Origin of the sequence: Nocardiopsis sp. EMB25, assembly GCF_026797795.1 — a bacterium.
GTDB lineage: Bacteria > Actinomycetota > Actinomycetes > Streptosporangiales > Streptosporangiaceae > Nocardiopsis > Nocardiopsis lucentensis.
This window is the reverse complement of record NZ_JAMTDN010000001.1, coordinates 5259290-5282393: the sequence shown is the minus strand read 5'-3', so window position 1 is coordinate 5282393 and position 23104 is coordinate 5259290. Positions and strand designations below refer to the sequence as shown.

The window sequence follows — 23104 nt, the reverse complement described above, 5'->3', positions numbered from 1 at the left end:
CGTGGCTGAGGAGTACGGGGTGTTCACCGCCACCCCCATCACCGCCGATACCTCCTACGCGCGGCTGGTGCGCCGCCACGCCGCCGACGGTGTGGTGGCCTCCGGGCCTGACGCGGGGAACCAGCTCACCGTCACCGCGAACACCACTTCGCAGCTCACCGTGAGCAGCGGCTACGCGATGGTCGGCGGCTGGTGGTACCGCACCGACGCCCCCGTCCCGCTGTCCATCCCACCCAACGGCGCCAGCCAGGAGCGTCGGGACCTGGTGGTCCTGCGTGCCGACACCGGCACCGGCACCTGCTACCCGCACATCATCGAGGGCACCGCGGGCTCGTCCTCCTGGCCCTCGCCAGAGCGTGACCCGGCCGGAACCTGGGACACGGTCCTGGCCCGGTACACCATCGCCGGAGCCACCGCCGTGGTCGGCCCCGGCGACGTCGACCTGTCCGTGCGCCAATGGACAGCCCCCTCCGGGGCCATCCCCTGCGCCTCCACCGTCCGCCCGCCCAACCCGTGGGACGGCATGCTCGCCTTCGAGACCGACACCGGCCGCCTGATCACCTACACGCAGGGAGCCTGGCGGCTGGTCGCCGACACCACCTACCCGTCCCCGTGGCAGCTACTGACCCTGCGCAGTGGGTATGAGCCCGCCCCCGGAACCACGCCGAGGTGGCGCTACGACGCCCCCGACATCATCCGCCTGGACGGACGCATCCGACGCCAGAGCGGCGGGGCACTGACCAGCGGCGAGTACGTCGCGCGGGTGCCCTCCGCGATCCGCACGAGCACCTACCGGCGGTGGGCGGTCGCGACCACGTCCCGCTCCGGCGGCACCACCTCGCGCCTGGAAATGCTGTCCACCTCGGTCAGCCCCGCCGACGCGGGCCGCCTGCTCGTCTACACCGACTACGACCCGACGTGGGTGGACCTCAACGGCTCCACCTACGTCCTGGACTGAGGAGGGCGCATGCGCTACTGGTTCGGCGACAGCCCCACCGACTTCGTCGTCGGCCCCGGCGAGCAGTACACCTGGGCCGACGAACAGCTCGGCTACAACGCCGTCCTGATGCCCGGCGCGCGCCTGTGGGCCTATGACTACACCACCGGCACCCGCATCACCGACCTGCTCGACCACACCGGGGCGGCCGTCACCGAGATCACCGCGACCAGCTACGGCAGGATCCCGCGCTTCCGCGGCCCCGACGAGGCCAAGACCCTCCTCCTCGGCCAGGCCGAGGACACCTTCGACGGAGTCGACGACCCCCCGGACCTGAACAAGTGGGTACTCACGTCGATCGACTGGCCCGCCATCGTCGCCGGAGTCGAGGCGCGCGTGACCACCCTGGAACAGGGCGGGACGGAGGTCGTCGCAACCGCGCACCCGCTGGTGTGGACCATGTCCGGAGCCGTGGAAGACTCCACCAGCCCGCACCGGTACGTGAACCTGGAGGGCACGAGCCAGGAGATCGAGACCGTGCGCGCCGAGGCCACCGTCACCACCGGCAGCGTCACCGTCGAGGTTCTCACTGTCGACCTGGACACCCAAGCCACCACCGTCGTGGCCGCTGTCGTCCTCGACACCACCACCCAGGCCGCCACCGTCACCCCCGCCGCGGCCGTCTCGGACGGAACCGGCGTCACCACCCGGGTGACCCTGTCCGACCCGGCGGATGAGGTGGAGGACGTCACGGTGCAGGTGATGATCCGGTGACCCTGACGATCGACAACCGCCTGAACGGCGACGTGGGCGTGCAGGTGTCCGACGTGACCCTGGCGGCGACCGCCGACACCGGCACCGTCACCATCGCCAACGGCGGCACCCGCGCCGTCTACGACGACACCCAGACCCTGCACGGCCTGCCGTCCGTGCGCCTGGACACCGGCGGACACCGCGGCGAAACCCCCGCCCTGCAGGTGTCCCTGCCCGCATCGGGTCCGTGGTCGGCCCGCTGGTACGTGTGGATGCCCCAGCTCCAGGACGCCGGACACGGCACCGACGAAGTGCGTTCCTCCGCCGTCCTGCCCACACACGCCTGGACGGTGCACGGCACCGCCGGAGGGAACGTCGGCACCCGACTACAGACGCCGGACCTGGCCGCGGCCCCGCTGGTGTGGGACTCCTCGGACGGGTCCGCCGTACCCCTCGGACAGCTACTCCGCGTGGAGATGGCCTACGACGGCACCGACCTCGTGTCCCAGGTGTTCGCCGGGCACGCCACCACCGGAGCCCGCATCAACACCTGGCTGGGCCTGTCCGACCCCGGCCGCACCCTCGACATCACCGGATACCGATGGCGCCGTCGCACCACCCTGCGGATCGGCGACCAAGGCCCCGAGGTCACCGAGCTACAGAACGACCTGATCGACTTGGGCGAAGACCTGTCGCCGTGGGGCGCCGACGGCGACTTCGGGTCCGGCACCCAGAGTGCCGTGATGAACCAGCAGTCCGCGCTCGGCTTGTCCCTGGTCGACGGCGAGGCCGGGCCCGAGACCCGCGCCGCGATGGACCTCGCGTTGGGCACGATCCCGCCGCCGGTGTACCTGTCCCACCTGGCCGTGGCTGACGACGGGGTGTGGATCGGCCCCGCCGCCCCGCCGCCCGAGCCGTCCGCTCCGGCGGTACTGCGACTCGGGTCGCCGATCTAGGAGCCCTCGTGAGCACACCACCGACACCGAACTACGCGCACTTGGGAGAGCTGTTGACCCTGATGCGCGAGGAGATGCGCAAGGGCTTCGACGACCTCCGACGGGAGGTCGGCGGACGGGTGTCCGCCGACGTCTACGAGTCCGACAAGCGCCTGACCGAGGAGAGGATCGGACGTCTCGGCTCCGAGATCGCCGACTTGCGCGCCGACATGGAACAGGCCAAGACCGGCCGCGAGCAGGACCGACGCGACTCCGACCGCGACCGCGCCGCCGACCGGCGGATGATCTGGGGCGCCGTGATCGCCGGGGTGCTGTCCCTGGTGGTCGGGGCCGTCCTCCTGGCCTTGCAGCTCCTCACCAACTGACCCATCACCCCACACACCCCGGCCGCTGCCGGGGCCGTCACCATGCCCACCAGGAGGCGACTCGTGATCGACTACCCGCGGACCTACTTCGGCTGGTCCGCGTCCTCCCCCGCCGACTACGCCGACCCCGACGCCGGGCTTGTCGTCCACTACAACGGTGCCGCGACCCACCTCAGTGACCACGCGGACTGCGTCTCCTACTGGAAGAACACCCGCGACGACCACGTCAACAACCGCGGTTGGGCCGATACGGGGTATAGCTTCGGCGTCTCGGTCGACGGCCACCTCTTCGAGGGTCGCGGGCTCCACCGCTACCAGGCCGCCCAGGGCACCACCGACGGGAACGCGAACTACTACAGCGTGTCCCTGATGATCGGCGAGGGCGAGACGCCCACCGACGCGCAGATCGACGGCGTCCGCCGACTCCGCGGCTGGCTGATGGCCGAGCACGGCGTGTCTGGCACGGTGCTCGGTCACCGGGACTTCTCCTCCACCTCGTGTCCGGGGAGTCTGCTCTACGACCTCGTCGAGAGCGGGGCTTTCGAGCAGGCTCCCGGCTCACCCACACCCATCACCACGGAAGGAAGCGACCCCATGCTCGGACTCAAGCTCGGCGACAGCGGACGCCCGGTGACCGCCCTACAGCAGGTCCTGCTCTACTGCGGAGCGACCCTGCCCCAGTACGGCGCGGACGGCGGATACGGCCAGGAGACCGCAGACGCGGTCCTTTGGGTCCGTCAGCAGATGGGCTCCTCCGCTACCAACGGCGACACCGTCACCTCCTACGCCTACGCCCAGATCCTCAAGGCCCTGGCCAGGAAGCAGGCCGAGGAGATTCTCGCCAACGCACCCAGCGGTACCGGCAACAACCTGCCCGCGACCGCCACCATCTCCGGCACCGTGACCCTGGAGGCATGACCGTGCACGAAGCTCCGAAGTCGACCGCCCGTCCCGAGAAGAAGGTCACCGCCGCCGGCGTCAGCGGCGCCGCTGTCACCGTGCTGGTGTACGTCGCTGGCCTACTCGGCCACGACCTGCCCGCCACGGTCGCCGCCGCCGCTGTGCTCCTAGTCGTGTTCGTCGCCGGGTGGCTGGCACCACACACCCGCCGGTCGTAGACCGCGCACCACCGCGCCCCCGTTCCTCGCAAGAGGAGCGGGGGCGGCTTCGTCGTGTCCGGGGCCGCTACGCCGGGACGTCCCCGACGAAGGTGACCGTGTACAACGGCTCGCTGTCGGGGGTGTACAGGTCCAGGGTGTACTGGAGCGCGGTCTCGTCCTCGCCCATCCAGCAGTCCGCGTCCCAGGTCGCTGTCTGACCGTCGGCGAGCATGTCCGGCGGGTTCAAGGAATCGCCCAGGTGCGGCTGTTCGGCCTCGGCCAGTGGATCGCCGGTGAAGCAGGCGACGGTGGTTCCGCCCAGTGGCAGCGCCGCGCCGGTGTCGTTGGTCAGCTCCCACGACCACGCCACATACGGCAGGTCGCCCTCCTCGCCCGTCGAGGAGTTGAAGCCGTCCTCGGCGATCTCGCGGCGTAGGTCGACCATGGCGATGGTGACGCCGTCACCGAAGTCGTGCGTCGACCCGAGGTCCGCGACACCGTCGCCCATCTCCTCGCCGCTGCCGCTGTCGGGGCCGGTCTCCTCGTACTCCTCCATCTCGTCCATGCCCTCGGGCACGTCGTCGGTGGTGGTGTCGCTCGTGCATCCGGTGGCCGCCAGGGCGACGGCGACGGCTGCGGTGAGAAGGGGCGATCGCATCGGTGCCTCCAGGGAACGAGCTGGTTCTCAGGCCCAGTGTGGCCGAGCGGAGACCGGCGCGCAGGGGAATCCGGCAGATGTCCGGGAGCGGGGTGCGCACGGGGAAGACGTCGTGGGCAGTTACCTCCCAGACGGCGGCAGCTGTAGGCGTCTCGCCCACAACTGCGGACCCTGAGCAGGCACGGGACGGACGTCGTGGGCAACCTTGGCCGCGACTGCCACGGTTGCCCCTGGTCCCCGGCCTCCCACGCACGGGCCGAACCCTTCCTGACATGCGAAAAACCCCACCCTCCCTGCGGAAGGTGGGGTCCAGGCCCAGCGGCTACTACTTCCCCCGCCGGACCCTCCCCGGGTACCCCAGTCCCGGGGCCACCGTGCGCTATGCCCTCACCGGGCCGCACACGGAGGTTTCAGGTGATCTGCCGGTGAGTGGTCCACAGTGCGTGCTGGGGGCCGTCGAGCCACACTGTCTGCCGCGCGTTCTCGCGGTCGATGGTCAGGCCGAACCGGTCGACGCCGGGCCGGTCCTTGTGCTCCCACCACTGCCAGGTGGTGCGCGCCTCCTGCACGAGGAGCCGTTCTCCGTCCTGCTCGACACGGCCGTCCGCGTGCACCCGCGCCCACGATGAGCATCGGGTGGAGGCCAGCCATACGTGCGGCTCGTCAGCACCGGGCTCCATGCGCATCCCGAACGTCCAGTCCGGCATCAGCAGGGACAGGAGCAGGGACTTCTCCCCGTCGAGCCAAGGCCCACGCGGGTCTTCGGCGACAGTCTCGACGTGCTCGGGGTGCGCGTCGGTGTCGGGTGCGGGCCCCCCGGGTCGGCGCTGATTCCGGGACCACATGAACGCCAGACTTCCCTCGAACCCGCCCTCGGCGAGGCCGGTCCCGTGGGTGTCCAACGCGGCGAGCACACCGCCCGGCGCTCCCGGGGAGGGCGACCAGGGGGTGACGATCCGGCCCCGGCCGCGCAGCTGGTCCAGCCACGACCACGGCAGGCGGGACACGGTGCACGTGGCGATGATCCGGTGGACGCTGGCGGGGCGCGGTGTCTGCTCGCCGTCGCCGATGACGACGTCGGGGGTGTACCCGGCGGTGTACAGCGCGGCGCGGGCGGTCTCTGCGAGCGCCTGGTCGACCTCGATCGTGGTCACGTTCCGGGAACCGAGCAGCTCCGCCAGGAGGGCGGCGTTGAACCCGGTGCCAGTGCCGATCTCCAGCACCCGCTGGTCCGGCTCAATGCGCGCCGCGGCGAGCATCCTGGCCATGACCGACGGGGCTGACGAGGAGGAGGTGGGCACGCCCATCCCGCCGTCGCGGCCGTCGTCGCGTTGGGTGGTCAGCGCCTGGTCGGTGTAGGCGGTACGCAGCCACGTCGCCGGGTCGTCGGTGCGGTCGACGCGAGTGCGGTCCTCGGTCCAGTACACGTCGGGCAGGAACCGGTGCCGGGGCACCCGGACGAACAGCTTCGCGATGTGCTCGGGGGTGCCGCGGTCGCGCAGGCGTCCGGCCAGGGATGCGGCCAGGGGGGCGTAGTCCATGGTGGTGGTGTTCCCCATCAGCCGACCTTCCCGGTGCCGTTGCAGCCGGCACACGGCACCCAGCGGCGGAAGTTCTTGCCGGGGCTCCCACCGTCGCTGGTTTCCCAGCTGCCGCCCTGGCCGTTGCACATGCCGCAGTCCTTCGCGGCGGTCGGCGCGGTCGGACGGACCGCGGGGGCGGGGGCGAGCGTTGTTGCTGCCATGGGGTTCTCCGTTCTGTCGTGCTATCGGGTGACGGTCAGGACGTCACCGCAGTGGCGGCACCTGGCTGTACGGATGCGGTCGTGTCGGGTGGGCGGGTCGGGGATGTAGTCGTGTTGCCCGCTGGGCGTGGCCTCGCATCGGGTGGCTCCGTCCACCGTGTCCTCCCTGGGGGAGGGTGCGGCCCCAGCCGGGGGCAGGGGCCGCACCCGGCTCAGACCGCCGACGCGGTGTCGGGCAGGTGCTCCAGGGGGGAGTGCCACACGAGCGTGTGCAGGTGCGGGTCCCGGTGCGCCGACCGGGCCACCCGGATCACCGGGCCGACGGCCGCGGCGTAGACCGCGCGGGACTCCAGGTCCGGGCCCAGGCAGGTGACGTCGGCTCCGTGGTCGGCCGCCCACCGCTTGAGCGCGGGAACGTCGGGCAGCTCGTGCAGGTCGCACACCGTCTGTCGGCGCTTCATCGGGTCACCCCCTGGTGGGGCACGCACACCCGGTCGGTGGGCGTGGCCGCGATGGCGGTGTCGAGGAGGTCGACGGCGCCGGTCAGGTCGCCGGTGACGAGCGCGTGGTGCACGGCCTGGCGGACGGCGTCGGCGCGGACGCGCTCCAGGGGGTCCCGGTCGGCGCGGCCGGTGTCGATCGGCACGGCCGGGAGGGTGAGCGCGTCTCGGATCGCAGCGAGCAGGTCGCCGGTACGGGTGTCGATCATGCGGCACCTCGCAGGGCGAGCAGTCCGCGCACGGCCAGGGTGAGCGGGGCGAGGTCCCCGCCGGGCCAGGTCACGTAGGGGCGGGGTCGGGACGCTCGGCGCGGGCGCCGGTTTCGGATCATCGCCGCGGCGCGGTGGCGCACGCGGTCCAGGTCGTCGGGTCGCAGGTAGCGCATAGCGCACCTCCTGTCGGATGCCGGATGGGAGGTCCGGCGGGATTGATCAGGTAGCCCCATGCTGACCCATCGCAAGCAAATTCTCAATGCCCAAGTTGAGATTCAGTGCGAGAATCTATCTCAGTGAGATACATCGTCGGGTGGTACGCCCGACTCTCTGTGGGCGGTGTACGAAATGTCTGATCAGCGCGACCGCATCGTAGGATCGCTACGCCAGCGACCGACCGCGAGGAGCGAGACACCCATGGCCAAGAGTCCGACCCTGCGTCGGCGGCGCCTGTCGCGACGGCTCAGGGAGCTGCGCGAGGGGAAGGGGTACACGTCTTCCTACGTGACGACCGAGGCCAAGCAGCGGGGCAAGGGCAAGTGGTCGCGCGGCAAGCTCACTCGGATCGAGAACAACGAATGGATCCGGCCCGCCGTCGTGGACGTCGAGGCGCTGCTCGACATCTACGAGGTCACCGACCCCGAGGAGCGCCAGGCCTACATCACGCTCACCAAGCAGGCCCGACAGTCGGGATGGTGGGTCGGGTACTCCGACGTGCTCGGCCAGGGTGCCTACGTCGGGCTGGAGTTGGAAGCCGCGTCCATCCGCACCTACGAGGCACTGGTAATCCCCGGCCTGCTCCAAACCGAGGGCTACGCACGAGCGATCACCCGTAGCCACGGTGTCACCGACGAAGCCGAAGTCGAGCGGTACGTTGAGGCTCGCATGGCCCGGAAACAGATCATCACCCCCGGAGCGATCGGGCCGCAGGTGTGGGCGATCATCGACGAAGCGGCGCTCCGGAAGATCCCCGCAGACGTCCGCGGCGAGCAGATCCGGTACCTGATCGACGTCCAGCGCCGAGACCTGCGCGTACAGGTTCTGCCCGACTCCGCAGGCTTGCACGCTGCCACGACGGGGTCCTTCTCGATCCTGGACTTCCAGGACGATCCGCCGGTGGTATACCGAGAAGACATCATGGCCCAGTTGTTCTACGAGGACCCCGTCGAAATCGCTCATGCCGAGACGGTCTATCGGCACGTGCAGGCTTCGGCGCTGTCCGTCGAGGACTCCCGGGCGGTCCTGGAGGCCCTGATCAATCCCAGTTAGAGAAGGCACCGATGCAATCCCACGACCTGACCTTCCGCAAGTCGTCCTATTCGCAAGGGCGCACCGAGAACTGCGTCGAGGTCGCCGACTTCCCTGGCGGCGCGGCTGTGCGCGACACCCAGAACCGCGAGCTGGGGCACCTGGAGGTCCCCTCCGCCGAGTGGGTCGCGCTCCTGGGCGGGCTCCGGTTCGCGTAGCCACTCTCGATACGACGAAGGCCCCCGGCGTCGCCGGGGGCCTTCGTCGTTGCATTACCTGATGCAATCCCACCGCCGAGTGTAGCGCCCGTGATTCAGACGGACTAGCCATCGGCGGTAGTCGAACAGATCAGCGATCGCGTATCTCCCGCAGGTGCCTGCGCACGGTCGATGCGCTCACGCCGACCTGCTCCCCGATCCGCTCGGCGTCGTCCTCGGGGTGCTGCTCGATGTGCGCGACGATCCGCGCGCGGGTTTCCTTCCCGCGTGACCGGCGTGCGCGGGCAGCCGGTGCCACGCGCGCGGGCAGCTCCCGCTCACAACGATCCGCGCGCTGCTCACGTTCGACGGACTCCTCGCGCGCATCGCTCGCCGGGGACGATGTGCGCGCGCCGTCTTCATGGTCCAGCCATGCGGCGAGCTGTTCTACACCGCGCGCCACCTGCCGCTCGATGTGCGCGTCGTCCGAGTCCGCGCGCACACTGCCGACCGCGTCGTGCGCGTCGGCGCGAGCACGGGCAACGCGCTCCCGGGCGCCTCCTCCGTCTCGCCAGTGGAGGAGGTCGGCCACCGCCCGGTCGCCGCGCGCGAGGGCTTCGGCACGCTTGCGCGCACGATGCGCGCACACCACCGGGAGCAGCGCCCGCCCGCCCAGGTCCAGGTGTCCGTCCACCCGGTCGCCGCCGACACGCACGCGCACCACGTCGTCGATGTGCACCCACGTGGGCGGTACGGGGGCGCTGGCGGGCAGTGCGCGCACATCGTGTCCGGGAACCTCGCGCACATCGTGGACCGCGTCGTGCGCGTAGTGCGCATCGAGGAGCGCGCGCACCTCGGCGGTGGACTCGGCCAGCCGCACGCCGACGCGCAGCCGGTAAGCGAGGCCCGCGGGGATGTAGTGCTTCCACCGCCACCCGAACGCGCGACGCAGCTCGGCGAGCGCCTCGTGCCGGTCCAGGTGCGTGTCCAGCGCCTCGGAGTAGCGGGGCTGCTGCCACAGCACCATCCGGCGCCACATCGCCAGCGTGGACAGGGGCGCCAGCAGCCACCGGCCGCGCGGGATCGGCTCACGCTCCTCGGGCACCTGGAGCACCACCAAGAGGTGGTGGCGGAGCGCCTCGACGCCGACGATCAGGATCGCCGGGGCCAAGGCGTGCATGACGACCGCGGCCGGGCCGTACTCGGCGCCCGCGTAGGCGTTGATCGAGATCGCCGTCGCCGACAGCGCGCGGGCGACCTGGCGCAGCCACCCGATCGGCCGGCCGATCCACGTGAGGACGATGTCGATCGCCAGGACCGCGATCATGCCGCCCTCGATGCCGACGGGGAAGATGTGCGGGAGCGGCATGTGGAGCTTCACCGCGAGTTCGCGCACGGTCCAGTAGGAGATGACGAGCCCGTAGGCGCCGACGGCGAGCATCCCCGTCACGGCCAGGGCCAGCCCGAGCGACTGCCCGTCGGAGAGTTTCTTCTGCGGGGTGTTGGGGCTACTCACCGGGCACCGCCTGGGCGCTCGCGGCGGTGCGGCGGATGATGTCGGTGGCGGTGGTGATGCCCCGTTGGTCGACAGCGGCGGACAGGACGCCGGAGGTGTGCGCGAGCCGGTAGACGACGGCGTCTGACGCGCCGTCCTTCGGCAGGTCCAGGACGTCCTGGACGGCCGCCAGGAGGGCGAGGACATCGTCCAGCGGGACTGTGGGGGGCTGCTGGGCTCGGCGCGATACGTTAGGCACTGGTTCAACTCCTGGTGATGTCAGGTCGTTGGACAAGCCCTCGGAGCGGTGGTGCAACACCGCCCGGGGGCGCTTCTGTTGGGGCTCCTCACCCCGTGATGAACTGGGGATTCTCGCCCCAGACGTGAGGCCAATGTGAGGCCAATGGGTCCGTAAGTTGTCGATTTTGGCCAACGACAGCCAACGAGCTAGAACCCTGATCTAGCTGGGAAAACACCCGTCGCTAACGCTGGCCAACGACTGCCAAACAGACTGGCTAGAACACTGCTAATGCGGTTAGGTGGCAACGCCTTCCGGGGTTCAAATCCCCGATCCTCCGCAGGTCACGAGGGGTCCGTCGCACACGCGGCGGGCCCTTCGTCGTGCGCTGGTTGCATCTCTAGTTGCATTCGCACGGGGCGTCATCACGTCTCACCCTGTCTCAGGGGATCAGCCGAACAGGGCGCCGCCCATGCGGCCGACCGGTTGACCGTCCGCGTCCGGGAACACGAGGTCGTGGTCGACCCGCTTCCCGCCAGCCTTGAGTCGCTCGGCCGTCTGGCGCCCACGGTGGACGGACGGTCGTCGCGAACCTGGGTCCGCCCCCGTCGAGTCCCCACCCTCGAACGACGACGCCCCTCCGCCACGGGACACGGTGTCCGGTGGCGGAGGGGCGTTCGAGCGGGGGAGGCCCCCGGCGACCGAAGGAGCGGAGGACCACCGCGGCCGCCGGAGTGACCGGCGTGCGGGGTCGCCGGGGGCACGTGGGACCCACCCCCGCCGGTGGGTCCCGTCATCGGAGCGCGCCGCGTCGAGGATTCCCGCCCCCGTCGGCGCGCCCCGGCTCTGAGGGCCGGCGTCAGCCGGTGTAGTTCGGATCAGCGGGCAGAGGGCTGGCCGGAGTGGCCGGAACGGGCGCGCCCTCACCGGGGGAGGGAACAGGGGACGGGTCAGGCTGCTCCTCCGGAGCCGTCGGCTCGGGAGTCCCGGGTGAAGCGGTCGGCTCCGGGGCCTCGGACGGGACGGGGGACGCCTCGGGCGGAGCACCCGCGCCGTCGTCGGCCAGGGCGGGCGCGGCCCCGAAGAGCGTCACCGCGGCGACTCCGACGGCGAGGAAGAAGGGCTTCAGTCGCATGATCGACCTTTCGTTGCGTTGGTCTGGCTTTCGTTGCGTTGTCCGGGGTGGTTCGCGACGGGCGGGGACTCCCCCACCCGTCTTCCGGCCCCGGTCCCGCCCCCGTGTCCGCGGAACCGGGGCCGCTCCTCAGGCGGAGATCTCGACCGGGGTGCCGACCGGCAGGTTCTCGGCCATCCAGGTGATGTCCTCGTTGGAGACGCGGATGCACCCGTGGCTCACCCGCTGTCCCAGGGCGCTCTCGTCGTTGGTGCCGTGCACCGCCAACTGGCCGGGACCGCCCGCGAAGGTCTCCAACGTCTCGGAGAACCCGCTGAGCCCGAAGGCGTAGACGCCGTAGGGCCCCTCGGGGTCCGGCGGCTGGAGCAGCTCGGTGAAGTAGTAGCGGCCCTCCGGGGTGGGCGTCTCGCTCTCCCCCGTGCCGATGACCCCCGAGCGCACCTCCTCATCTGCCTTCAGAACGGTGAACTCGAACTCGGTGACGTCGACCTCCACGAGGTAGTCGGTGCCGGTCAGCGCCACCTCGTCGGCGCGCACCCATCCGGTGCTGCCGTTCGGGCGGATCGGCAGGAGCACCTCCAGCCACGCGCCCTCGACGCTCTCGACGAGGAACGTCCGCTCCGCGCCGAGGTCGTTGGGGTTCGCCAGCGTTTCGAGGACCTCGTCCCCGCCCGCCTCGGCGCGGACGTCGATCGAGTCGCCGACGACCGTGGCGATCCGGGCCCCCGCCTCCGGGGGTCCGGCGGGGGCCTCTCCGCCCGCCTCGTCCGGGGCGGGGGACGAGCACGCTGTGAGGGCGGCCAGGAGCGCGGCCGTCACCAGCGGCGGCGGGGCCGCGCGCGGTCCGGGCCGGGACGGGCGCGGAAGCGGCGAGGATCGACGCATGGGAACCATCCGGGTTCGTGTGGCGGGAGTGGCCCCGGGCGGTGAGCCGCTCCGGGACCGTGTGGGACTCGTCCGGCGCGGTGTCACCCGGTCGGACGGTCATGAACTCTGGCGCACGAATGTGTGGATCCTGTGTGTTCGCCGTGTGGGAGCCGTGTTCTGACCTGGGGGCCGTTTCCGCCCCTGTCCGTCAGCGTCTCCGCTCCCGGTCGGCGGGTCATACGATCAAGCCGCGCCAGCGTTCCCACGAGCGAGCGGAGGACCCCCGTGTGCGCCCATGTGCTCGTCGCCGAGGACGACACGAACCAGGCCGACCTCATCCGGCGTTATCTGGAGCACGAGGGCCACGTCGTGCGCGTGGTCCACGACGGCCGCGCCGCGGTCGCCGAACACCACCGTGATGTCCCCGACCTGGTGATCCTGGACGTGATGATGCCGGTCATGAGCGGACTGGACGCCTGCCGCGCGCTGCGCGCCGAGTCGGACGTCGCAGTCCTGATGCTCACCGCCCGCTCCACCGAGGAGGACCTGCTCACGGGCCTCGACCTGGGTGCGGACGACTACGTCACCAAGCCCTACAGCCCGCGCGAACTGATGGCGCGGGTCCGCACCCTGCTGCGCCGGTCCCGCCGAGGCGTCGAACGGACCGACCGCGTCATGCGCGCGGGACCGCTCGCGGTCGACTCCGATCGGCACACCGTCCAGCTGCGCGGGGTCCCCGTCGACTGCACCCCCGCCGAGTTCCAGCTGCTCGCGGCACTGGCCGCCCAGCCGGGGCGGGTGTTCAGCCGGGCGCAACTGCTGGAGCGCATCCACGGCGTCAGCCGCTTCATCACCGAGCGCACGATCGACGTCCACGTGATGAACCTGCGCCGCAAACTCGAGGCGAACCACCGCAGACCCACCCTGCTCATCACGGTCTACGGGGTCGGGTACAAGTTGAACGGCCCGGCCGATGGCGCGCCGTAGGGGCGCGCTACGGCACAGTCTGCTCGCCCGCATGCTGGCGAGCTCCGTGCTCGTCGCGGTCTGCTCCATCACGGCGACCGCGTGGCTGGCGGTGCAGGGCACCTCGGACTCGATCAGCTCGGAGCAGGGCGAGACCCTGGCCGCCGACACCCGTATCCACGACACACTCGTCGGCTACGCCGCGACGAACCGCGACTGGGACGGCGTCGACCACATCGTCGACGAGCTCGCCGAGGAGACGGGGCGGCGCATCGTCCTGGCCACGGAGAACCGTCAGCTGATCGCCGACTCGGAGCCCGGGTCGGAGGCGCCGCTCCCACCGCGCGCCTCCTCGGTCGTGGACCCCCTCGCGGTGGACGTGACCCTGGTGTCGGAGGGGTCCGACCGTGTGGACGCCCGGGCGGTCGGGCCGTTCGGACTCGGCGCGGCGGACCGCGAGGACCTGACGGAGATCGCGGAGGAGGGGGCCGCCTGCCTCCAAAACGTGACGGGGATCCCCGTCACCCTGGAGACCGCGCCCAGCGGGCGGCCGTACCTGGAGGTGACCGATCCCTACGACGAGGTCGACTACCTGTGGGACGAGTGCGGGCTCGCGGCGTTGGAGGAACCCACCGACGGGGAGCGGCCGGTCCTGGCGCAGCTGAGCGAGCTCACCGGTGACTGCCTGGGCACCGACGACCCAAAGGTGCGGTTCCGCATGGACGGCACGACGGGATCGGTCTTGGCCGTTCCCGCGGACGCGGGTGCGGGAGCACCCGCCGACGAGGCCCCCACACCCTCGCCCCCGGCGGCACAGGAGGAGCCGGAGCCGTCCCCCGGACAGGAGTGGGTCGTACCGGAGCCGACGGACGGGCGGGCCCCCTCGGACGGGGAAACGGCGGAGATCGAGGCCGAGGAGACTGAACGGGATCGGGCCCTGGAGGAGGGGTGGATCCCGGGGTCGCCCAGCCCCCAGGCGGATCCGGGCGCCCCCCTGGGCACGGTGGCGCCCGCCCTCGACCAGCGCACCGCCGACTGTGTCGCCACCGCCCACCGCGAGCTGCTCCGCCCGCACGTGGCATCGGCCGCCCTGCTCTTCATCGACGACCCCTCCGCCGACGCCGCCTCCGGACCCTCCCTGAACCGCGAGGGCCTGCTGCGGGTCTCCAGCGTGGTGCTGCTGGTGCTGGTGCTGACGGTCGGGGTGAGCGTGGCCGTGTCGACCCGGCTGGTGCGCCCCGTCCGCGCCCTGACGGACGCCGTGCTGCGGATGCGTCAAGGACAGTGGTCGACACGGGTCGAGGTGAGCGACTCCGGTGAGATCGGCGAGCTGGCCGCCGCGTTCAACGAGATGTCGGAGCACCTGGAGCGCTTAGAGGACCAGCGCAAGGCCATGGTCAGCGACGTGTCCCACGAGCTGCGCACGCCGCTGAGCAACCTGCGGGGGTGGTTGGAAGCCGTCCAGGACGGCGTCGCGGACCTGGAGCCGGACCGGATGGAGATGCTCGTGGGCGAAACCCTCCTGCTCCAGGACATCATCGACGACCTGCGGGACCTCGCGCTGGCCGACGCGGGCAAGCTGCGGCTGTCCCTTGAGCTGGTGGAGGCCCACACGCTCGTCGAACAGGTCGCGGCCAGCTACCGGCTGCGCGCGGACGAGGCCGGACTGGAGCTGGTGACCGAGACGGCCGAGGTCGTGCTCAGGGCCGACCGCACCCGGCTCTTCCAGGCCGTGGGCAACCTGCTCGGCAACGCCCTGCGGCACACGACGGCGCCCGGCACGGTCACCGTCCGCGTGCGGCCCGACGGGGACGAGGCGGTGTTCGAGGTGACCGACTCGGGCGTCGGCATCGCCGCCGAGGACCTGCCGCAGGTGTTCGACCGGTTCTGGCGGGCGGAGAAGTCGCGCAGCCGCCAGACCGGCGGGAGCGGTCTGGGGCTGTCCATCGTGCGCAACCTGACCGAGCTGCACGGTGGCCGGGCGGAGGTCGAGAGCACCCTCGGCGAGGGCACGACGTTCACGCTCCGGCTCCCGCTGGTCGGTCCCTGAGGGTTCTCACCGGCCGATGACGTAGGGCCGCTCCTGGGGCTGGTCCCCCTCCAGGGGAAGCTCGACGACCGGCACGTACCGACCGACCGCCTCCCCGCCTCGCTCGGGGCCGTAGCTGAACACCCCGGCCCCCGCCGGGACCACGTGCGCGCTGTTGAGCAGCATCAGCTGGTGGAGGACGTCGGGAGGAAGGGGAGGTCCGTCGAGCTCCATGGCGTTGGTGGTCCGCACGGCCGAGGCCGCGACCGCGAACGCGTCGTGGGTGACCAGGGCGTAGCCGTTGCGCAGTGCCGTGGGATCGTCGTCCACCTCGCGTGCGAAGGCCGACCGGAACGCCGCGTATCCGGGAGGAACGTCCGCGTCCGGGCCACCGGTCGCCCAGCGGGGGTCGATGCCCGAGGCGTGGACGAGGGTGATGTCGCCCTCGTCCAGCAGCGCCATCGTGTCCTCGTCGGCGAGGGCGCTCAGCCCGACGACGACGAACAGCACGCGGATCGGTGTGTCGTCGCAGGACCGGGCCGCGAGGGATTCGAGGAACGCGTCGAGGTCGGGGGTGCGGCCCGCGAACAGCACGGTGTCGCTCTCCGCCACGCACACGTTGAGGGTGACGGTGTCGAACAGGCCGGCCCGGGGAGCGTCCCCCACGGTCGTTCCGCTGAACTCCTGCGCCTGCCCGGTCACGTACTGCCCGAGCTGGTCCTCGTAGGCCCGGCGCAGCGTGCTGACGAACAGGTCGGGTTCGGTCGTGTCGTAGACGAGGGTGGCCCTCGGCGCCTCCTCGAGCCCGTCGAGGTAGTTCCGGAGCGCGCGCACGTACTCGGAGTTGCTGGGCGCGGCACGGAGCAGGCCGGGGATCTCGAAGTGGTCGAGTCCGTCCGCGGTCACGGCGGAGGAGACCATGGGGACCTCGTTCTCGGCCAGGCGTCGGGCCGCGGACCGGGTGGACTCGATGCTCACGCCCATACCCACGACCGCCACCAGCGGCACCGGCTCGGAGGTCATCGCGACGAGGTCGTCCACGACCGTCTCCCAGTGCTCCTGCTGGGCGCCCGTGTTGGCCAGGACGAGCTGGATCTGGGGACTGGGGTCACCGAAGTCGTGCGAGTGGTTGGCGCGCATCATCGCGGTGTAGGCCCCCTCCAGGGCCCTGCGGACGCGGCCGGGGTCCATGGGGCTCACGTCGCCGAAAGTGAACGTGCCCAGGAACGCGATCCGAACGACGGTGCCGCCCTCCTCCGCGACCCGCGCGTTCTCCTTGGCGATGAGCGCCTGGATCCCGGCGAAGTCGTCGTGGAAGACGTGCCCGCCGTCCGTGACCCCCACGCACTGGCCCTCGACGGACCGCACCCCGCTGCCCGGGCCGCCGCAGCTGAACCGGTCCCACAGGACGACCGACGTCGCGACCATCGCCAGGACGACCGCCACGGCCACGGGCAGCAGGAGTCGACGGGTCCGCCGGAACCGCTGGGGACGGGGGATGACGACCCCGCCGCCGGCCGGCTCCCTCTCCTGATCGGCCATGGTCTCGTTTTCCTTCCGATGTCGGGGGTTCACGCCGTGCCGTGGAAGCGGCGCCAGTACTCCAGGTGCGCACTGGCCTCGTCGAGGATGTGACTCTGTCCGGACGGGCAGTACTGGGCCAGTTCGGTGAGGGTCTGGGAGCAGACGGCGTGCAGGTGGTCGGTGCGGAACATGTCCGGGTCGCTGAGGATGTGGCGCGCGGCGACGAGCTTGAGGCACGCCTCGGTCGCGGCGGTGGCGCCCTCCCCGGCCTCCTCCGTCCACATGCGCCGCCACGTCTCGTGCAGCGGCAGCGCCGGTCGGGTGCGCATCGGAGCGGCGGTGACCGCGCGGAGCCGCCGGACCCACACGGCCCCGCCGATGTCAGGGGCCCTGAGCCAGCCCTCGAAGTGCCAGGCGACGCGGAGGAGCTGGCCGTCGCTGAGGCGGTGGTGGATCTCGCTCTCGGTGGCCCGGTCCGGGTCGGGGTCGGTGCTCTGGTAATAATCGGCCAGCCCGCGGTGGGTGGCGGACCAGTCGGGGTGGGGGCCGCCGCGCTCCCTGCGGGCGAGGCGGCGGAGCAACAGACGGCGCAGCACGGTGGGCTGGTCGCCGTCCCACAGCGGGTGGGCGCGCAGTTCGTTCTCCCCGGCCGTGTGCGGGGGGTCCTGGGCCCGGTACAGCCACAGCCCCGCGTCCTCGTCGCGCGCGGCCGAGCAGGTGGTGAGGGCCTCACGGAGGTCCTCCGGCAGATCGGTGAGGTCGGCGCCGAGCACGTCGGCGAGCATGCGTTCCTCGGTCGTGCGGGTCTGGGCGCGCCCGGTGTCGGGCACGGCGGGGGTGTGCGTGAGCGCCTCGTGGAGCCCGCGTCCCCGGACCTCGGTCCAGGACTCGACGATCCGGACGGTGGCGGCGGGGTGGCCGGAGGTGAACTCCCACAGGCGTTCGGCCGGGTCCTCGGCGACGTGCTCCCCGTCGGTCCGCTCGGCGAGCAGGCGTCCCGTGTCGCGCGCGCTCAGGGCGGAGAGCCGGAACGAGGTCCACGCGGCGTCCCCTCCGAGCCCGGCCAGGGGGTCGGGAAGCCCGCGCAGCAGGCTGTCCCTGCCGTCACGTGTGGTGGCGACCACGGTGAGCGGTTCGGGGTCGGCGCTGCCGGGAACCTGGGTGAGAGCCTCGACGAGCTCGGGCCCCACGCCGCGGTGGGCGTTGTCCAGGAGGATCACGGGTGTGGGCAGGGTGTTGAGCCGCTTGGGCGCGTGGCGCATGTCCGCACGCAGGGCGTCGCACAGGAAGGCGGTGACGATCCGGCGGTTGGTGAGTCCGCGCGTGGGGTCCGTCCGGTCGGGTTCGCGGGCGCTGTGGGCGAGGGCGACGAGGGCGTCCACCTCTCCGTCGTTGCGTCCCCGGTCCCGGGTGCGGAACCAGGTGACGGCGCGGTCGGCGCCGGCCGCGCCGAATCTGGCGACGGTGGCGACCCAGCGGGAGAGCTCGAGGACGGGGGCCTCCGGTCCGAGGAACTCGCCGGGCGGGATGAGGTCCCGCGCCCGGTCGAGCCGGTCACCGAGCCAGGCGAGGCTGCCGCGGTCCTGGGAGCGGACCCGTTGGAGAACCTGTTCGACCTGTTCACGGTCGCTGCCCGGTTCGCCGTCCGCCAGGTCGAGCCGCAGGGCCAGCAGGGCGATCCACAGGCGGGGAAACTCCAGGCGCCCGTAGTACCTGCGGTGGTGGCCCAGCCCGTTCGCGGTCACCGACACGAGGTCGGTGAGGACGGCGGCCACGTCGGAGTAGTAGCGGGGGTCGGCGAGGTCGAGGTGGGCGTGGGGGATCTCGCGCTCGCGCAGGTTGGCGCCCATCCACCGGAGGAGGTGGGTCTTGCCGTGGCCGTGTCCGCCCTCCACCACCATGACCGGACGGCGGCGCCCGCCGCCGTCGGTCCACTCCGCCCTGATCAGGTCAGCGAAACACCTCGCCTCTTCGAGTTGTCCAACAGGACTGTCACTGCGGGGCTCCGTCACCCAACACTCCCGGTCATTCGTCTCGGCCACTCACGTTGATGCGCGATTTCCGGTCGGATAAGACACTTCCCCTCATTCGCAACGCAGGCGTTATGAGCGAACTATTCCAACTATGTGTTTTATGGCGATTCATGCGTTTTGTTACTTATGTGACTGATGTTGCAAAAGCCCGAAAGTTTCCGGGCCGACGCCGACGACGGTCGTCCACAGGCTGTCAACAGCCTCTTCCCGAACCCGGTTCGCCTTGGTCTCATGAAGAGGGCGGGCCTTCGTGAAAGGCGGGATCCGAACTCGGGGACGGGGAAATCCCCCCCAGTCCGAACGGGACGGAGTATGACCAGGGTGAGCAGGGCGGAAAAGGGGAAACGGGTGGCACGGACCCATGGCACGCGTGTGGGCGGATCCGAGCCGCGCACCGACGGGGGCGGTCTCCGGGAGACGGACGACCCCGGCACGGAGGCGGAGCACACGCCCGACCCCGATGACCGGGCCGGGGACACCCGGACGTCGCCCGGCACACCCGACGCCCGCGGCCCGTGGCGCTACCTGTGGTGGCTCATCGCCGCCCAACCCCGCTGGGTCCTGACCGGGGCGTTCTGGGGCACCGTCTGGATGGTCGGGCTCATGGTCCCGCCCTACCTCGTGGCCCGCGCGGTCGACGACGGCCTGCGCGCCGGGAATCGCGACGCCCTCCTGTTCTGGGTGCTCGCCCTCCTGGCGGCGGGAGCCGTCAACACCCTCGCGGCCGTCATGCGGCACCGCACGATGACGCTCGTGCGCGCGGACGCCTCCCTGCGCACTCTGCGCGTGGTGGCGCGGCACGCGGCACGTCTGGGCGCCGACCTGTCCCGCCGGATCTCCACCGGTGAGCTGTCCACGATCCAGGTCACCGACGTCGGCAGGATCGCGCACGTCCTCACCATGACCGGCCCGGGTGTCGGCGCCGTCGTCGCCTACACGGGAACCGCCGTCCTGCTCTTCACCATCGATCCCCTCCTCGGCACGGTCGTGGTGGTCGGCGTTCCCCTGCTCGCGCTCAGCGTCGGTCCGATGCTGAGCGGTCTGCGCGGCAGGCAGAGCGCGTACCGCGACCGCGAGGGCGAGCTCACCGAGCTCGCGGGCGACATCGTCGCCGGGCTCCGGGTCCTCACCGGTCTCGGCGGCCGGGAACGGTTCGCCTCGAGATACCGGGAGCGCTCCGCCGCGCTGCTCGGCCAGGGGTATCGCGTCGGCGCCGCCGACAGCTGGTTCGCCGCGGTCAGCTCCTGCCTGCCGCTGCTCTTCGTCGCCGCCGTCACCTGGATCTCCGCCCGTCTGGCCGTGGCGGAGGTGATCACCGTCGGGGAGATGGTGGCCGTCTACGGCTATGTGGCGGTCCTGGTGGTCCCGGTGTTCTTCCTCGTGGAGGCGGCCGGCAACCTCACCCACGGGCACGTCTCCCTTCGCCGCGTGGTGCGCCTACTCGCCCTCCTCCCACGGCACGCCGGAGGGACTGGTTCCCACCCGGGGCCCGAGGGACCGGCGGAGCTCGTCGACGGAGAGTCGGGACTCCGCGTGGCGCCGGGGTCGATGACCGCCCTGGTCTCCGCCGACCCCGTCCGGGCGGCGGCGGTCGTCGAGCGGCTGGCGCACCCCTCGGACGCCTCCTGGGGCGGTGTGACCCTGCGTGACCTGGATCCGGAGGCGCTCCGGGACCGGGTCCTGGTCAGCGACAACGAGTCCTACGTGTTCGCCGGTCCGCTGCGTGAGGTGGTCGGGGTGCACGGCGACCGGAACGACGCCGAGATCATGGCGGCCCTGAGCGTCGCCGGGGCGACCGACGTGCTCTCCTCCCTGGGGAACGGACTCGACTCCGAGGTGCGGGCCCAGGGCCGCAACCTGTCCGGGGGGCAGCGCCAGCGACTGCGGCTGGCCCGGGCGGTGCTCGCCGACCCGGAGGTCCTGATCCTGGTGGAACCCACCTCCGCGGTGGACGCGCGGACCGAGGCGGACGTGATCGCGCGGTTGCACGAGGCGCGGGAGGAACGGACCACGCTGGTGGTGGGCACCTCCCCGCTCCTGCTCGAACGGGCCGATCGGGTGGTCCTGCTCGTCGACGGCGTGGTGGCTGCCGAGGGAACGCACGGGGAACTGCTCGCCGGACGGAGCGACTACCGGTCGCTCGTCCTGCGGGAGACGTCGAGGGAACCGCGAACCCGGGACGACGACCGGTCAAAGGAGACGAAGACGGCCGGACCGCCGGAACACACAGGGGCGACCGAACGAACGGGGGCGGACCATGGGCGCTGACGGGAACGGCGCCGGACGGACCGAGACCCTGCCCGTGGCCGGTCCCGAAACCGTCCGACGGGACGCCCGACGACTCCTGGGCGCGGAGCGGGGCACGCTGGTCCGGCTCGGGGCGGTGGCCTGCCTGGCCAGTGCCGTGGCGTTGGCGGGGCCCTACCTGCTGGGCAGGATCGTCGACCACCTGGAGGCCGGCACCGCGACCGCCGGCACCGTGGACCGGCTGGCCCTCGGTGTCGCGGGATGTGCGATCGCCCATCTGCTCCTGACCCGGTACACCCGGCTGGGGGCGTTCCGGTTCGGCGAGCGGACGCTGCTCCGGCTCCGGGAGGACTTCGTCGACCGGACCCTGGCCCTGCCCGCGCGGATGGCCGAGAGCTCGGGGACAGGCGATCTCACGACGCGGGTCACCGCGGACGTGGGCACCGTGGGGACGACCCTGCGCCGCGCCCTCCCCGAAGTGGTCCCTGCCCTGCTCCAGGTGCTCTTCCTCCTGGTCGCGGTGTTCTGGCTCAGCCCGCTCCTGGGCGTCCTCATCCTGGTGGCGGTGCCACCGTCCTGGTGGGTGGCGCGCTGGTACCTGCTTCGGTCCCGGGCGGCCTACCTCGCGGAGGGAGCGGCCAACTCGACCGCGGTGGAGGGGGTCACCGCCACGGCGGAGGGCGGGCACACAGTGGTTGCCCTGGGGCTCGAACGGACGCGGATCGAGGTCACGGACACCGACACGGAACACCTGTACCGGGCGCGCGGACGCACGCTGGCCCTGCGCACGGTCCTCTACTCGGTGGCGGGCTTCTCCTTCTCCCTGCCCACGACAGTGGTCCTGCTGGTGGGCGGACTCCTGTACCTGGAGGGCGGGGCCAGCCTGGGCGTGGTCGTCACCTGCGCGCTGTACATGACGCAGACGAGCGAGCCGCTCAGCACGTTGATGATCTGGCTCGAACAGCTCCAGGGCGGCGGCGCGTCGTTCGCCCGGCTGCGCGGGGTCGGCGAGGTCACCCCCGCCCCCACCACCCGGGCGGTGCCCGCCGACGACCGGATCGAGGTGCGCGGCGCCCGCTACTCCTACGTCGACGGGCGGGACGTCCTGCACGGGATCGACCTGGACGTGCGTCCGGGTGAGCGGTTGGCGGTCGTGGGACCGTCGGGCGCCGGGAAGACGACCCTCGGTCGGCTCCTGGCCGGTGTCGACGCCCCGAGCACGGGGAGGGTCACCGTCGGCGGGGTGCCGGTCGCGGCCCTGCCACCGGAGGAGCTGCGTGAACGGGTCATCCTGGTCGACCAGGAGCACCACGTCTTCGTGGGGTCCCTGCGGGACAACCTGGCCATCGCGGCCGAGGACGCCGACGACGCCGCGCTGCTCGCCGCGGCGGACACCGTCGGCGCCGACTGGGTGCGCTCCCTTCCGGAGGGGCTGGATACCCGGGTGGGCGCCGGGGGCACGACCCTGGACGCGGCACGGGCCCAACAACTCGCCCTGGCTCGGGTCGTGTTGGCCGACCCGCACACGGTGGTCCTCGACGAGGCCACGTCGCTGCTGGATCCGACCACCGCACGCGACACCGAGCGGTCGCTCGCCGCCGTGCTCCACGGTCGGACGGTGATCGCGATCGCGCACCGGCTGCACACGGCGCATGACGCCGACCGGGTCGCGGTGGTCGAGGAGGGGCGGATCGCCGAACTCGGCACCCACGACGAACTGGTCCACGCGGGCGGCCCCTACGCGTCCCTGTGGCGTTCCTGGCACGGCACCGTCCCCTGACCGGCCCGGCGAGGATCGCCCCGGCGACGCCGCGCTCGTCGAATCGTCGCACGCTGTCCGATCGCCGCGGTCCAGGTGCCCAAGGCCCGCGTGAGGAGGTCACACGACACCGACCCGGGG

General features: G+C 71.7%; 24 protein-coding genes. 12 read left to right on the top strand and 12 right to left on the bottom strand.

Translation table 11 applies throughout. The features are described from left to right. The first annotated feature begins 1 nt into the window (after window position 1). The 6 genes from KIK06_RS23350 to KIK06_RS23325 all read left to right on the top strand — a co-directional run bounded on the left by KIK06_RS23350 (window position 2) and on the right by KIK06_RS23325 (window position 4129). Entirely contained in the window at window positions 2–958 is a 957-nt protein-coding gene (locus KIK06_RS23350) for a hypothetical protein (RefSeq protein WP_268645100.1), read from the top strand. A gap of 9 nt (window positions 959–967) precedes the next feature. Continuing rightward, window positions 968–1711, top strand: a complete 744-nt coding sequence (locus KIK06_RS23345; RefSeq protein WP_268645099.1) for a hypothetical protein — start codon at window positions 968–970, stop codon at window positions 1709–1711. Continuing rightward, window positions 1708–2646 carry a peptidoglycan-binding domain-containing protein gene (locus KIK06_RS23340; RefSeq protein ID WP_268645098.1) on the top strand — a complete coding sequence of 313 codons (939 nt, stop codon included), beginning with the start codon at window positions 1708–1710 and terminating at the stop codon, window positions 2644–2646. The genes KIK06_RS23345 and KIK06_RS23340 overlap by 4 nt, the downstream gene beginning before the upstream one ends. An 8-nt stretch (window positions 2647–2654) precedes the next feature. Beyond that, window positions 2655–3011, top strand: a complete 357-nt coding sequence (locus KIK06_RS23335) for a hypothetical protein (RefSeq protein ID WP_268645097.1) — start codon at window positions 2655–2657, stop codon at window positions 3009–3011. Between the two features lie 63 nt (window positions 3012–3074). Then, window positions 3075–3929 (top strand): peptidoglycan recognition protein family protein, encoded by an 855-nt coding sequence (locus tag KIK06_RS23330; RefSeq protein ID WP_268645096.1) that lies wholly within the window; start codon window positions 3075–3077, stop codon window positions 3927–3929. Further along, complete coding sequence (locus KIK06_RS23325; RefSeq protein ID WP_268645095.1) at window positions 3926–4129, top strand: hypothetical protein; 204 nt, start codon at window positions 3926–3928, stop codon at window positions 4127–4129. Before KIK06_RS23330 ends, KIK06_RS23325 begins: the two co-directional genes overlap by 4 nt. A 67-nt stretch (window positions 4130–4196) precedes the next feature. On the opposite strand, the gene KIK06_RS23320 is transcribed toward KIK06_RS23325, so the two are convergent. The 6 genes from KIK06_RS23320 to KIK06_RS23295 form a co-directional block, all read right to left on the bottom strand. Then, complete coding sequence (locus tag KIK06_RS23320) at window positions 4197–4769, bottom strand: hypothetical protein (RefSeq protein ID WP_268645094.1); 573 nt, start codon at window positions 4767–4769, stop codon at window positions 4197–4199. A 410-nt stretch (window positions 4770–5179) separates the two neighbouring features. Then, window positions 5180–6328, bottom strand: a complete 1149-nt coding sequence (locus KIK06_RS23315; protein ID WP_268645093.1) for an rRNA adenine N-6-methyltransferase family protein — start codon at window positions 6326–6328, stop codon at window positions 5180–5182. Further along, window positions 6328–6513 (bottom strand): hypothetical protein, encoded by a 186-nt coding sequence (locus KIK06_RS23310; RefSeq protein WP_268645092.1) that lies wholly within the window; start codon window positions 6511–6513, stop codon window positions 6328–6330. The genes KIK06_RS23315 and KIK06_RS23310 overlap by 1 nt, the downstream gene beginning before the upstream one ends. 212 nt (window positions 6514–6725) lie before the next feature. Continuing rightward, on the bottom strand, window positions 6726–6974 hold the full coding sequence (locus KIK06_RS23305; protein WP_268645091.1) for a hypothetical protein: 249 nt from the start codon (window positions 6972–6974) through the stop codon (window positions 6726–6728). Continuing rightward, window positions 6971–7222 (bottom strand): hypothetical protein, encoded by a 252-nt coding sequence (locus KIK06_RS23300; RefSeq protein ID WP_268645090.1) that lies wholly within the window; start codon window positions 7220–7222, stop codon window positions 6971–6973. Before KIK06_RS23300 ends, KIK06_RS23305 begins: the two co-directional genes overlap by 4 nt. Then, the gene (locus KIK06_RS23295; protein ID WP_268645089.1) at window positions 7219–7398 is read right to left on the bottom strand and encodes a hypothetical protein; all 180 of its coding nucleotides are present in this window, start codon (window positions 7396–7398) and stop codon (window positions 7219–7221) included. Before KIK06_RS23295 ends, KIK06_RS23300 begins: the two co-directional genes overlap by 4 nt. Window positions 7399–7642: 244 nt before the next feature. Here KIK06_RS23295 and KIK06_RS23290 point away from each other — a divergent pair, with 244 nt between their 5' ends. Both KIK06_RS23290 and KIK06_RS23285 read left to right on the top strand, forming a co-directional pair. Continuing rightward, window positions 7643–8494, top strand: a complete 852-nt coding sequence (locus tag KIK06_RS23290; protein WP_268645088.1) for a helix-turn-helix domain-containing protein — start codon at window positions 7643–7645, stop codon at window positions 8492–8494. 11 nt (window positions 8495–8505) lie between these two features. Continuing rightward, the gene (locus tag KIK06_RS23285; RefSeq protein WP_268645087.1) at window positions 8506–8691 is read left to right on the top strand and encodes a DUF397 domain-containing protein; all 186 of its coding nucleotides are present in this window, start codon (window positions 8506–8508) and stop codon (window positions 8689–8691) included. Window positions 8692–8821: 130 nt separating this feature from the next. Here the strand turns inward: KIK06_RS23285 and KIK06_RS23280 are convergent, their stop codons facing one another. The 4 genes from KIK06_RS23280 to KIK06_RS23265 form a co-directional block, all read right to left on the bottom strand. Next, window positions 8822–10186 (bottom strand): DUF2637 domain-containing protein, encoded by a 1365-nt coding sequence (locus KIK06_RS23280; protein WP_268645086.1) that lies wholly within the window; start codon window positions 10184–10186, stop codon window positions 8822–8824. Next, complete coding sequence (locus KIK06_RS23275) at window positions 10179–10424, bottom strand: hypothetical protein (protein WP_268645085.1); 246 nt, start codon at window positions 10422–10424, stop codon at window positions 10179–10181. The genes KIK06_RS23280 and KIK06_RS23275 overlap by 8 nt, the downstream gene beginning before the upstream one ends. Window positions 10425–11262: 838 nt before the next feature. Continuing rightward, window positions 11263–11538, bottom strand: coding sequence for a hypothetical protein (locus KIK06_RS23270; RefSeq protein WP_017599134.1), 276 nt, complete (start codon window positions 11536–11538; stop codon window positions 11263–11265). Between the two features lie 129 nt (window positions 11539–11667). Continuing rightward, complete coding sequence (locus KIK06_RS23265; RefSeq protein ID WP_442789793.1) at window positions 11668–12432, bottom strand: L,D-transpeptidase; 765 nt, start codon at window positions 12430–12432, stop codon at window positions 11668–11670. Window positions 12433–12690: 258 nt separating this feature from the next. On the opposite strand from KIK06_RS23265, the gene KIK06_RS23260 reads away from it, so the two are divergent. Beyond that, window positions 12691–13392: a response regulator transcription factor gene (locus tag KIK06_RS23260; RefSeq protein WP_268645083.1), complete on the top strand. Its 702-nt coding sequence runs from the start codon at window positions 12691–12693 to the stop codon at window positions 13390–13392. Further along, the gene (locus KIK06_RS23255) at window positions 13379–15421 is read left to right on the top strand and encodes a sensor histidine kinase (protein ID WP_268645082.1); all 2043 of its coding nucleotides are present in this window, start codon (window positions 13379–13381) and stop codon (window positions 15419–15421) included. The genes KIK06_RS23260 and KIK06_RS23255 overlap by 14 nt, the downstream gene beginning before the upstream one ends. 6 nt (window positions 15422–15427) lie before the next feature. On the opposite strand, the gene KIK06_RS23250 is transcribed toward KIK06_RS23255, so the two are convergent. Together KIK06_RS23250 and KIK06_RS23245 are read right to left on the bottom strand one after the other, a co-directional pair. Then, window positions 15428–16942, bottom strand: coding sequence for an ABC transporter substrate-binding protein (locus tag KIK06_RS23250; protein ID WP_268645081.1), 1515 nt, complete (start codon window positions 16940–16942; stop codon window positions 15428–15430). Window positions 16943–16971: 29 nt separating this feature from the next. Continuing rightward, entirely contained in the window at window positions 16972–18936 is a 1965-nt protein-coding gene (locus KIK06_RS23245) for a hypothetical protein (RefSeq protein WP_268645080.1), read from the bottom strand. A 393-nt stretch (window positions 18937–19329) separates the two neighbouring features. On the opposite strand from KIK06_RS23245, the gene KIK06_RS23240 reads away from it, so the two are divergent. Together KIK06_RS23240 and KIK06_RS23235 are read left to right on the top strand one after the other, a co-directional pair. Further along, window positions 19330–21225 (top strand): ABC transporter ATP-binding protein, encoded by a 1896-nt coding sequence (locus KIK06_RS23240; protein WP_442789833.1) that lies wholly within the window; start codon window positions 19330–19332, stop codon window positions 21223–21225. After that, window positions 21215–22984, top strand: coding sequence for an ABC transporter ATP-binding protein (locus KIK06_RS23235; protein ID WP_268645079.1), 1770 nt, complete (start codon window positions 21215–21217; stop codon window positions 22982–22984). Before KIK06_RS23240 ends, KIK06_RS23235 begins: the two co-directional genes overlap by 11 nt. The last annotated feature ends 120 nt before the right edge of the window (window positions 22985–23104 follow it).

Coding starts and splice junctions, on each gene's coding strand:
- KIK06_RS23345 (WP_268645099.1), top strand. CDS start 968: ATGCGCTACTGGTTCGGCGACAGCCCCACCGACTTCGTCGTCGGCCCC.
- KIK06_RS23325 (WP_268645095.1), top strand. CDS start 3,926: ATGACCGTGCACGAAGCTCCGAAGTCGACCGCCCGTCCCGAGAAGAAG.
- KIK06_RS23320 (WP_268645094.1), bottom strand. CDS start 4,769: ATGCGATCGCCCCTTCTCACCGCAGCCGTCGCCGTCGCCCTGGCGGCC.
- KIK06_RS23315 (WP_268645093.1), bottom strand. CDS start 6,328: ATGGGGAACACCACCACCATGGACTACGCCCCCCTGGCCGCATCCCTG.
- KIK06_RS23310 (WP_268645092.1), bottom strand. CDS start 6,513: ATGGCAGCAACAACGCTCGCCCCCGCCCCCGCGGTCCGTCCGACCGCG.
- KIK06_RS23305 (WP_268645091.1), bottom strand. CDS start 6,974: ATGAAGCGCCGACAGACGGTGTGCGACCTGCACGAGCTGCCCGACGTT.
- KIK06_RS23300 (WP_268645090.1), bottom strand. CDS start 7,222: ATGATCGACACCCGTACCGGCGACCTGCTCGCTGCGATCCGAGACGCG.
- KIK06_RS23295 (WP_268645089.1), bottom strand. CDS start 7,398: ATGCGCTACCTGCGACCCGACGACCTGGACCGCGTGCGCCACCGCGCC.
- KIK06_RS23290 (WP_268645088.1), top strand. CDS start 7,643: ATGGCCAAGAGTCCGACCCTGCGTCGGCGGCGCCTGTCGCGACGGCTC.
- KIK06_RS23285 (WP_268645087.1), top strand. CDS start 8,506: ATGCAATCCCACGACCTGACCTTCCGCAAGTCGTCCTATTCGCAAGGG.
- KIK06_RS23270 (WP_017599134.1), bottom strand. CDS start 11,538: ATGCGACTGAAGCCCTTCTTCCTCGCCGTCGGAGTCGCCGCGGTGACG.
- KIK06_RS23265 (WP_442789793.1), bottom strand. CDS start 12,432: ATGGTTCCCATGCGTCGATCCTCGCCGCTTCCGCGCCCGTCCCGGCCC.
- KIK06_RS23255 (WP_268645082.1), top strand. CDS start 13,379: ATGGCGCGCCGTAGGGGCGCGCTACGGCACAGTCTGCTCGCCCGCATG.
- KIK06_RS23250 (WP_268645081.1), bottom strand. CDS start 16,942: ATGGCCGATCAGGAGAGGGAGCCGGCCGGCGGCGGGGTCGTCATCCCC.
- KIK06_RS23235 (WP_268645079.1), top strand. CDS start 21,215: ATGGGCGCTGACGGGAACGGCGCCGGACGGACCGAGACCCTGCCCGTG.